The following is a 9991-nucleotide window of genomic DNA, read 5'->3' as shown; positions in this document are numbered from 1 at the left end:
CTTTTCCGGCGAAATCCGGGAATGTCGGGCAATTTGCCCGCGACAAGACGGCACGATTGCCCGATCCTCGGGAACGGGGAGATCGGGGAGGACACACCATGAGTCTGAGGCTGCGGCTGGTTCTGACGCTCTGGCTGGTGACCCTGCTGGCCGGGGTGATCACCATAGGGTTTGCCGCGGCGGGCGCCTACGACGCCGCCGACCGTGCAACCCGCAACACCCTGACGCGCGCGGGCTACGTCCTCGAACGCAACTACCACATGGAGCCGCGCGCAGGCGATCCGCTCTATGCCGAGATGACGTCGATCAAGCTACTGGGGCTGATGGCTCCGGGCACCTGCATCCGGTTCGAACAGCGTCTGATCTCGGAGCGGCGGCTCTGTTCGAGCTGGCAGATGTTCGGGCCGGTCGCGCCGGATCGGTTCCGCAAGACCGTCACGCGCATCTTCGGCGCGATCGAACCGGCGAAGGGCAATGGCAGCGCCTCGCAGGACAGCGTCTTCGGGATCGAGGTGACCTTCGATCCGGTGGCCGCCGCGACGCTGGCGTGGCAGCGGGTGAAGCTGGCGCTCTGGCAGACGCTTGGGATGGCGGCGGGTGTGCTGTGCCTTGGTACGCTGGCGATCTATTCCCGGCTGGAACCCGTCGGTCCGATCGTCCGCGGACTGGATCGCCTGAGCGCCGGTGACCTCGACACCCGCGTGCCCCCCTCCGGCGCGCCGGAGTTCCGCAAGATCGCCGAAGCGGTCAACCGCCTCGCGCAGCAGCTGAAGACCGGCACCGAAGCGCGGCGCCTCCTGACCCGCCGGCTGATCGAGGTCGAGGATGTGGAGCGGCGGCAACTTGCCCGCGACCTGCACGACGAGTTCGGCCAGATGCTGACGGCGACCGCGGCGCTGGCCGCCTCCATCAGCCTTGCCGCGCCCCCATCGAACCCGGCGCTCGCCCGCGATGCCGATGCCATCGGCGCCAACATCCGCGCCATGATGACCTGCCTGCGCGGCGCCTTTGCACGGCTTCGGCCGCCGGACCTCGACGAGGTAGGCCTGATCGCCAGCCTGCGCGGCATGCTGGGGGGATGGCAGGCGCAAAGCGGGGCACGGCTGACGCTGGACAGCACGCTGGACGAGGACGGCCTGAGCGGCGCCGTGGCGCTGGACCTCTACCGGATCGTGCAGGAATGCGTCACGAATGCCATGCGGCACGGCGCGCCGTCCCACGTGGCGGTCGCGCTGCACTCCAGCGGTGACGCCATCGTCCTGACGGTGGCGGACGACGGCGGCGGCGGTATCGACGGGCGCGCGCCTGGCCACGGGTTGATCGGTATGTCGGAGAGGACGGAGGCGATGGGAGGCACGCTGCGGCTCGAGGATACGGGCAGCGGTGTGCGGATCCGCGTGACCCTCCCGGACACACGGGGGCGCTGCGCGGCATGAAGGACTACAGCGTCATCATCATCGACGACCACCCGGTCGTGCGCGAGGGCTACCGCCGCCTGATCGACCTGCAGCCGGGGCTGAAGATCGTGGGCGAGGCGGAGGACGCCCGCTCTGCCTATGCGGCCTTCCGCGACCTGCGCCCCGACGTCGTGGTCATGGACGTGACCCTGCCCGGGGCCAGCGGGATCGAGGCGATCCGCCACATCCGCCAGTACGACGACACCGCGCGCATCGTGGTCTTCACCATGCACCTCAGCGCCGCCTTCGCGCTGAAGGCCATCAAGGCGGGCGCCACCAGCTACATCACGAAAAGCAGCGATCCCAAGGTGCTGATCGAGGCGATCTTCGGCGCGCTGCGCGGGCAGACGGTGATCTCGCCTGACGTGATCGAGGCCATCGCCCGCGACCGCATCTCCGGCGTGGGGACCGGGCTCACCGATCTCAGCCCGCGCCAGACAGAGATCCTCTGCCTCCTGGCCCGGGGATGGTCAGCCGAGCGCATCGCCGGGGAACTGTCGATCAGCCAGAAGACCGTCCGCAACAACCATTACCAGATCAAGAGCATACTGGGCATGGAGACGGACACCCAGCTGGTCTGGTTCGCGCTGGAGACAGGGCTGCTGCAAGCGGTCTGAGATATCCCGGCAATCGTGTTACTGCCATGTGTGGGGGCGCCATTTTTGTGGCTGTCAGGCGGGTTGGCATGTCGCATGACCGGGACGTGATAATCCTGCAGTAAACGTCGATCATCGCGCGCCTTGGGGCCGATCGGACCTCAACCACAAATGCCGGGATTCGCGCCTTTCTCGGCAGTCTCTCATGCCGCTTTCGGGGCCGACCAGACACCGGATAGGAGGCGCTCCGCCTATGCCCGCGGCGGAGGGGAACGCCAAGCATGATTGACGCGTTCACTTACTAAATGAAAGGCTTCTGACATGAACAAGTTCTTGATCGGCAGCGCCGTGGCGCTTGCTTTGACGACAACCTCCCTTTCCGCGGCCCCGATCCATGCAAAGGGCGGCGCCGGAGGTTTCACCGTCGCCCAGGGCGAGCAGGTCTGGCTCGCCAAAGGACCGCAGGGCAACGGTAACGGCAAAGGCAATGGTGGCGGCAACGCCAAGTTGCTGAAAAAGGGCAACGGCAACGGCAATGCCGGGAAGGGTAACCCGGGCAACGGAAACGCCCAGGCCGACAACGGCAAGGGCAAGGACAAGCCCGGCAAGGGCAACGCCCAGGGCAACAAGGGCAATGGAAACGGCAAGGGCAAGCCGGAGAATGCCGGCGGCCCGAAGAACAACGGAAACGGTGTCGCGCAGGCTGCGAACGGCAACGGCAAGGCAGGCAAGGGTCGCAAGGCCTACACCGCCGCCGAGCGTGAGGAAGTGGTGAAGCGCATAGTCTCCACCCCGGCGCCCGCAGGCCGTGACATGACCCGCGTCATCGGTGCCACCGCGCTGGTCCTTGCGACACCGCAGCTTCTCTGGTCCGACGTGACCGACGACGAACTCATCACCTACACCAACTGCCCGCCGGGGCTGGCCAAGAAGGATCCGCCGTGCGTGCCGCCGGGCCTCGCCAAGAAGGGCGTGACCTATGACGAATGGGTGTCCTACGACCGCGACCGCTACGAGGAAATCTGGCTTGAGCGCCGCGACGAATGGCTTGGTCGCGGTGTGGACGTCGACCCGGACCCGGACCTGCTGCTCTTGCAGTCGGACCAGATCGCCCAGCTCTTCAACCTCGCGCCCGCACCGGACGGCCAGCGGTACGCCCTGATCGACGGCCTGCCCGTGCTGCTCGGCGAAGAGGACTACACCTCGCTGCTGCTGGTCAACCAGACGGCACAGGCGGCCGACCTGCTGAACGGAGTGCCGATCGCACCGACGGCGGCTTTGACTCAGGAGGAACTCATCAACCTCTACCGCCTGCCGCAGCTTGGCGCGGACGAGAACTATGCCGTGGTGAACGGTCAGCTCGTGCAGTTGAACGACTCGGAATACGAGCTTCTTCAGATGATCCGCATCGCGCGGGCCGTGCTGTAAACCATGCGTCGCCGCACCCGTACGGTGCGGACGCAACCGGAAATGAAGCAGCCGCCGGGTGACCGGCGGCTGTTTTCTTGTCGGCGGAGGTGGCCGTCCTGCCAGCCCCGCCCGTCGTCAGACCACCGGCGTCAGGACCGGCTCTCCGCGCAGGTGGGCGCGCAGGTTCTTCACCACGAGGTCGCCCATCGCCGCGCGGGTCTTGTGCGTGGCGCTGCCGATGTGCGGCAGCAAGACGACGTTCTCCTGTGTCCGGAGCGCCTCCGGCACATGCGGTTCCTGCGCAAAGACGTCGAGCGCCGCACCCGCGATGGTGCCCTTCGACAGCGCGTCGATCAGCGCCTCTTCGTCCACCAGATCGCCGCGGGCGACGTTCACCAGCCGCCCGTCGGAGCCCAGTGCCTCCAGCACCTCGGCGCTGACGATGCCGCGCGTCTGCGGCGTGCTGGGGGCGATCACCACCAGCCAGTCGACATCCCGCGCCATGGAGACCGGGTCGGCGTAATACTGGTAGGGCTGGTGCGCCTGTTCGGACCGGCCGTGATAGACGACGCGCATGGAGAAGGCCTGCGCCAGCCGGGCGATGGCCTTGCCGATCCGCCCCAGCCCGATGATCCCCACCGTCGCGCCGGTCAGCTCGGCGGTCAGGGGCATGGCGCCCTCGCTCTCCCACCGGCCTGCGCGGACGTATTCGTGGCTGTCGGGCACCCGGTGCGCCAGCGCCAGCATCAGGGCAAGCGTCACCTCCGCCACGCAGTCGTTCAGCACGTCCGGCGTGTTGGTCACGCGGACGCCGTGCTCCTTCGCCGCCTCGACGTCGACCGCATCGTAACCCACCCCGAAGGAGGAGATGATCTCCAGGTCTGGCAGCGCCTCGATGATTTCGCGCGAACAGCCCGTGCCGCCGCCGGTGGCGATGAAGCGGACGCCGTCAGGCAAGGCGGCAAGGAAGGCCGCCTTGTCCTCTGCGTCGCAATAGCGGTGCAGGGTGAAATCCTGGTCGAGCTGGTCGACCACGCGCGGCGTGAGGTTCGCAACAAGGAGAAGATCGGGTTTGGTCATGGTCATATCGGTCTTTGGTCAGTTGGATGTGTCGGTGGCCGCCGTCCCGGGTCCCTTGCGGCGCAGCAGCAGCAAGACGAGCGGCAGCATCCAGACGGCGATGGTGAACAGCCCCAGCCCGGCAGAGATGGGCCGTTCAAAGAAGGCAAGGAAGCTTCCGTCGGACTTGATCATCGAGGTGACGAAGTTCTGCTCCAGCATCGGTCCGAGCACCAGCCCGAGGATCGCGGGCGCGATGGGGATGTCGTTCTCCTCCATCAGGAAACCGATGATGCCGAAGACGAACATCAGCCAGATCCCGAAGACGGAGTTGTTGATGGCGAAGGACCCAACCATGCAGAACATCAGGATGATCGGCATCAGCACACGCTGCGGGATGGACAACACCTGCCGCGCGCCCTTGATCGCCAGCCAGCCCAGCGGCAGCATCAACAGGTTGGCGACGAGGAAGACGATGAACACGGCGTAGATCATCTGCGGCTGGGTGATGAAGACCATCGGGCCGGGGTTGATGCCCTTGATGTAGAGCACGCCGATGACGATGGCGGTGATGGAGTCGCCGGGAATACCGAACACCAGTGCCGGGATCCACGCCCCGGACATGGCGCCGTTGTTGGCCGATCCGGCCTCTACCAGACCCTCCACGTGGCCCTTGCCGAACTTCTCGGGCGTCTTGGAGAACTTCTTGGACACCGCGTAGCTGATCCATGCGGCGATGTCGGCCCCTGCACCGGGCAATGCACCGATGGCGGTGCCAAGCGCACTGCCGCGCAGCGCCTGCACCGGGTACTTGCGCATGTTCTTGAATTGCTCGCGGAAGATCCCGCGGTTGCCGGTCGGGGGCGGCTTCTCGTCGCTGCCACGGTGGATGAAGGCGCGGATGACCTCCGATACGGCGAACAGGCCGATCATCGCGGGAATGAACTGCACGCCGCCCATCAGCTCGACGTTGCCGAAAGTGTAGCGCGGCTCGCCGGCCGGGTTCTCCAGCCCCACCGTGGCGGCGAAGAGCCCGATAAAGAGCGAGATCAGCCCGCGCGCCGGAGAGCCCGGCGAGATGAACACCGCGCAGGAGAGGCCCAGTACGACCAGCCAGAAGTACTCGAAGGACGAGAACTTCAGCGCCACCTCGGCCAGTACCGGCGAGGCGGTGATCAGCACCAGCGTCCCGAAGATGCCGCCCAGAGAGGAAAAGACCAGCGACGCACCGAGCGCCGCCTCGGGCCTGCCCTGCTTGGTCAGGGCGTAGGCGTCCTGCACGTAGGCGGCGCTGGCGGGTGTGCCGGGCATCCTGAGCAAGGTGCCCGGAATGTCGCCTGCAAAGATCGCCATGGCGGTGGCCGTGACAATGGCGGCGATGGCGGGCACCGGCTCCATGAAGAAGGTGACGGGCACAAGGAGCGCCGTGGCCATGGTGGCCGTGAGCCCCGGGATCGCGCCGACGAACATGCCGAAGGCGGCTGCGGCAAGGATGACCAGCAGGACGTATGGCTGAAAGACAAGACCGGCGGCTTCGGCGACTACGGACATGACGGCCTCACCAAAGGAACGGCAGGAAGGGGCTGCGCGGCAGCGGCACCAGCAGCAGCTTGCCGAAGCTCTGCTGGATCGCCAGCGCGGCGATCAGAGCGACCGGCACGGCGATCACAAGGCGCACGCCCAGAACGAGCATCGCCAGCACCATCACCGCAAGCGCCGTCGGCAGGAACCCCAGCACCGGCGACAGCAGGATGTAGGCGAGGATCAGCAGCAGGACGCAGGCCATGCGGATCAGCGAGGCGGTGTTGCCCGTCCATTCTGCCAGTTGCAGGCCCGGCAGCCGTTCGCCCGCCATGACCGCCTTGACGATCAGGAAGAGCCCGGTCAGCACCGTCACCAGCGCGATGGCGCGCGGCATGGTGCCTGCGCCGTAGGCCTGTCCGGGGATTGCCTTGAAGTTCCAGGCCGAGATGTAGATCGCGATGCCCCCCAGCAGGGTCAACAGCCCAAGGGTCAGATCGGTGACGCGCATTCTGCTGTCCTCGTTGATTGGTCCCGGAAGACGGGAAAAGGGCCGGAGGTGATGCCATCATCCCCCGGCCCCCGCTGTCGGTCGGACCTTACTCGGCCGCCAGACCGGCCTTCTTCATGACCTCGCCGAAGGCGGCATCGTCGTCCGCGACGATCTGCGTGGCCTCGTCGCCGCGCGCCCACCGCAGGCCGAAGCCCCGGTCCTTCATGAAGGTCTGGTACTCTTCCGAGTTGTAGGCGGTTTCGATGGCGTCCATCAGCTTGGTCTTCACGTCGTCGGGCAGACCGTCCGGCGCGGCAACGGAGCGCCACACGGCGACCGTCCAGTCAGACCCGGTGGATTCCGCCAGCGTCGGCACGTCGGGGAAGGCGTTCTGCCGTTCCGCCGACATGGTGGCCAGTGCCACGACCCGGTTCGCGTCGATCATCGAACGGCCCTCGGCCAGCGACGACGGCACGATGTCCACGCCGCCCGCGACCATGTCGGTCAGGCCGGGCGCGGCGCCCTGGCTGGGCACGAAGGTCACGTGGTCGGGCGCCAGCCCCTCGGACAGGAGCCACCCGGCGAGGCCTACGTGCCAGATGCCGCCCTGCCCGGTGCCGGACGCCTTGTAGGTGCCCGCAGGCTCGCTCTTTATGCTCTCCAGCAGCGCCTCGACGCTGTCGAAGCCCGAGTCGGCCGAAACCATGACGCCGCCCGGATCGGCGTTGACGATGGCGAGGATGTCGAAGTCCTCGTAGGTCAGCTCGGTCAGGCCCTGCCAGTGCATCATGTCGATCTCGATGGTCATGATGCCGATGGTGTAGCCGTCGGGCTCGGCGTTCGCGATGGCGCTGTGGCCCACCACGCCCGAGCCGCCGGTGCGGTTCACCACGTTGACCGGCACGCCCAGCTCCTTCTGGATCTCGGCGCCCAGCAGACGGCCGACGGCATCGGTGCCGCCGCCCGCGCCCCACGGCACGATCAGCTGGATCGGCCGCTCGGGGTACTCTGCCCAGGCGGCGCCGGTCACGGCGGCAAGTGTCACGGCCGCGGCGGCGGCGATTTTCATGAAGTTCATGGTAATCCTCCTCTTTTCCCTGTTTCCGGCTGCGGGGCAAACGTGCCCGCGCCGCGAATCTGCGAGGGGTCGGAAGTGGATCGGCACGCCCGCGCGGCACATGTCCGCATGGCGCCGATGCTGTCCGTGGTCCCCCCGTAGTCTCCTCCACCGTTGACGCTATCCAGCGCAGTGATAACGTTCCAATGAAACAATCCACTTCTGCGATCGCGAAAAGCGATTGCTTGTCCGGGGAGGCACAGGCTGGACAGGGACATCACCGCCAACCTCAAGGTGCGGCATCTTTCGCTGATCGTGGCGCTTGCCGATCACGGCACGACCCACAGCGCGGCGGACGCGCTCAACATGACGCAATCGACCGCGTCCAAGATGCTGCGGGACGTCGAGGAGATCTTTCAGGCCTCCCTGTTCGAGCGCAGCCCGCGCGGCATGGTCCTGACGCCGCTGGGCCAGTTCGCCGTGGACAACGCGCGGGCGCAACTTTCGCGGCTGCAACGGTTTTCCGAGGAATTCTCCGCGCGGCGCGCCGGCGGTTACGGGACGCTGGCCATCGGCGCCATCACCGGGGCGGCGCCCGATCTGGTGGCCCGCGCCGTGGCCGAGATCAAGGCCCGCCGCCCGCAGCTCTCCGTGGCTCTGCACGGAGAGACCAGCGACGGCATCCTGTCGGCACTGGAGGCCGGGCGGCTCGACTTGGCCGTCGGGCGGTTCAGCGCAGAACGGCACAGGACCGTGTTCTCCTTCGAACCGCTGGCGGAGGAACGGCTGGTCGTGGTGGCGCGCTCCGGTCACAGGCTGGCCAGCGGCGCGCGGCGGCTCGACGACCTCCAGGACTGCGCCTGGGCACTGCAGCCGGAAAGCAACCCCTCACGCCAGGTGCTCGACGCGGCCTTCGACCGGGCGGGCCTGCGGCGTCCGCGGGACACCATCGAATGCTCGTCGATCCTGCTGATCCTGAACCTCGTGCAGGAGTCCGAGGCCGTGGCCCTGCTGCCCGCGGCGGTGGTTCAGGCGCATGTGAAGGCAGGGTTGTTCACCGTTCTGGACATACGGCCGGAGATCCGGCTGTCGGGCTTCGGCCTCGTCACGCGCCGCAAGGAACCGCTGGAGCCCGTCGCGCTGGAGTTCTGCGACATCCTGCGCGCCCGCGCCCGCGGGGACAGCCAGCGCCGGACGACCGGGCGCGCCGGGTCTTCCAGAACCTAGATGGCAGCGCGGTCGGGCATGGCCCTGCCCCGACCCCGCTCTTGCACAGTCCTCGACCGGATCGGGCAGACCGGGCGCTCTCAGCGCGCCTGTTCCAGTTCGGACAGGGCGTCGCGCAGGGTCTCGACCTCGTTGAGGTGGTGCAGCGCGGCGTCGCCCAGGGCTTCGGCGGTATCGGCGGCCAGCAGGCGCAGAACCGTCATCACCCCCACGTAGCTGTCCAGCGGCAAGGCGGTCTCCACCGCGCAGGTCAGCGTCCACGTGGCAAAGGCGGGCGCTTCGCGAAGCCCCTTGTCCGCCACCAGGACAAGCCGCGCGCCGCGCCCGGCCAGCAGCCGCACGAGGTGCCCGAACCGCGCCGGGCGGCGGCGGAGGCCGATCACCACGACCACGTCGCCCGGGCCGACCCCGGCAATGCCCTCCGCCAGCGTCTGCCCTTCCAGCGCAAGGGGCGCGACATCGGCGCGCAACTGCGCAAGCTGGGCGGTCAGGTAATCGGCGAGGAAACGGCTGTTCCGGAACCCGATAAGGCGCACCTGACGCGCCTCCGCCAGCGCCCCGGCGATCTCGACCAACATGCGCGGGTCGATCTGGGCCAGCGTCGCCTCGATCACGCCTGCCTCCGCGCGCAGCAGGTCGGCGTGGCTCGACGCCATCTGCATGTCGCCCTTCATGAACAGCGGAGAGCCGGTCTCGCGCAGGGTGCGGGCGTCCTGGCGCGCGTCCTCGAAACTGCGATAGCCGAGCCGTTGCACGAAGCGGCTGACCGTCGCGTTGGACACCCCCGCCAGCCCGGCCAGTTCCGAGGCGGTCCAGACCGGCATCTCGGAGGGCGCATTCAGGATCGTGTCCGCCACGCGCGTCTCGCGGTCGGGCAGGCTGGCATAGGTCTCGTGGATTCGCCGCAGCAGGGAGCCACGCGCATCGGAAGGGGCGTCAGCGTTCATGTCCCATGACATTTACCCCTTTTCATCGACATGCAAACTCATTTTCACCGCCACCTGCCCCGTCATGCCGACCCCTCTCCCCATATCGAAAACGACCATTTCCCGGGCGCCGGCACGCCCGATCTGCCGCATTTCCGGGCAATCCGCGGCCGCAATTATCTTTTCACCATTTTAACTTATACGAAAATCAGTTTTCATGTCACCCTCGGCACATGGCCCTTCCC

9 protein-coding genes are annotated in these 9991 nt (G+C 67.4%); 4 read left to right on the top strand and 5 right to left on the bottom strand.

The window, feature by feature from the left end; all coding sequences use genetic code 11:
* The first annotated feature begins 98 nt into the window (after window positions 1-98).
* The 3 genes from ACU0DV_RS01945 (at window position 99) to ACU0DV_RS01935 (ending at window position 3481) form a co-directional block, all read left to right on the top strand.
* Entirely contained in the window at window positions 99-1436 is a 1338-nt protein-coding gene (locus ACU0DV_RS01945; protein WP_446242025.1) for a HAMP domain-containing sensor histidine kinase, read from the top strand.
* Complete coding sequence (locus ACU0DV_RS01940) at window positions 1433-2074, top strand: response regulator transcription factor (RefSeq protein ID WP_446242026.1); 642 nt, start codon at window positions 1433-1435, stop codon at window positions 2072-2074. The genes ACU0DV_RS01945 and ACU0DV_RS01940 overlap by 4 nt, the downstream gene beginning before the upstream one ends.
* 300 nt (window positions 2075-2374) lie before the next feature.
* Window positions 2375-3481 (top strand): hypothetical protein, encoded by a 1107-nt coding sequence (locus ACU0DV_RS01935; protein WP_446242027.1) that lies wholly within the window; start codon window positions 2375-2377, stop codon window positions 3479-3481.
* A gap of 117 nt (window positions 3482-3598) precedes the next feature.
* Here ACU0DV_RS01935 and ACU0DV_RS01930 read toward each other — a convergent pair whose 3' ends face one another.
* The 4 genes from ACU0DV_RS01930 to ACU0DV_RS01915 all read right to left on the bottom strand — a co-directional run bounded on the left by ACU0DV_RS01930 (window position 3599) and on the right by ACU0DV_RS01915 (window position 7614).
* Window positions 3599-4549, bottom strand: a complete 951-nt coding sequence (locus ACU0DV_RS01930; RefSeq protein WP_446242028.1) for a 2-hydroxyacid dehydrogenase — start codon at window positions 4547-4549, stop codon at window positions 3599-3601.
* 12 nt (window positions 4550-4561) lie between these two features.
* Complete coding sequence (locus ACU0DV_RS01925; protein ID WP_283982753.1) at window positions 4562-6073, bottom strand: tripartite tricarboxylate transporter permease; 1512 nt, start codon at window positions 6071-6073, stop codon at window positions 4562-4564.
* 7 nt (window positions 6074-6080) lie between these two features.
* Window positions 6081-6554, bottom strand: a complete 474-nt coding sequence (locus ACU0DV_RS01920) for a tripartite tricarboxylate transporter TctB family protein (RefSeq protein WP_370313808.1) — start codon at window positions 6552-6554, stop codon at window positions 6081-6083.
* 88 nt (window positions 6555-6642) lie between these two features.
* Window positions 6643-7614: a tripartite tricarboxylate transporter substrate binding protein gene (locus ACU0DV_RS01915; RefSeq protein ID WP_446242029.1), complete on the bottom strand. Its 972-nt coding sequence runs from the start codon at window positions 7612-7614 to the stop codon at window positions 6643-6645.
* Window positions 7615-7887: 273 nt separating this feature from the next.
* On the opposite strand from ACU0DV_RS01915, the gene ACU0DV_RS01910 reads away from it, so the two are divergent.
* On the top strand, window positions 7888-8820 hold the full coding sequence (locus tag ACU0DV_RS01910; protein ID WP_446242030.1) for a LysR family transcriptional regulator: 933 nt from the start codon (window positions 7888-7890) through the stop codon (window positions 8818-8820).
* A gap of 80 nt (window positions 8821-8900) precedes the next feature.
* Here the strand turns inward: ACU0DV_RS01910 and ACU0DV_RS01905 are convergent, their stop codons facing one another.
* The gene (locus ACU0DV_RS01905) at window positions 8901-9767 is read right to left on the bottom strand and encodes a MurR/RpiR family transcriptional regulator (RefSeq protein WP_446242031.1); all 867 of its coding nucleotides are present in this window, start codon (window positions 9765-9767) and stop codon (window positions 8901-8903) included.
* Window positions 9768-9991: the final 224 nt, after the last annotated feature.

It is taken from the genome of Sagittula sp., from assembly GCF_052825245.1.
Note: the sequence above shows the minus strand (reverse complement) of the source record. Positions and strands in the feature narration are given on the sequence as shown.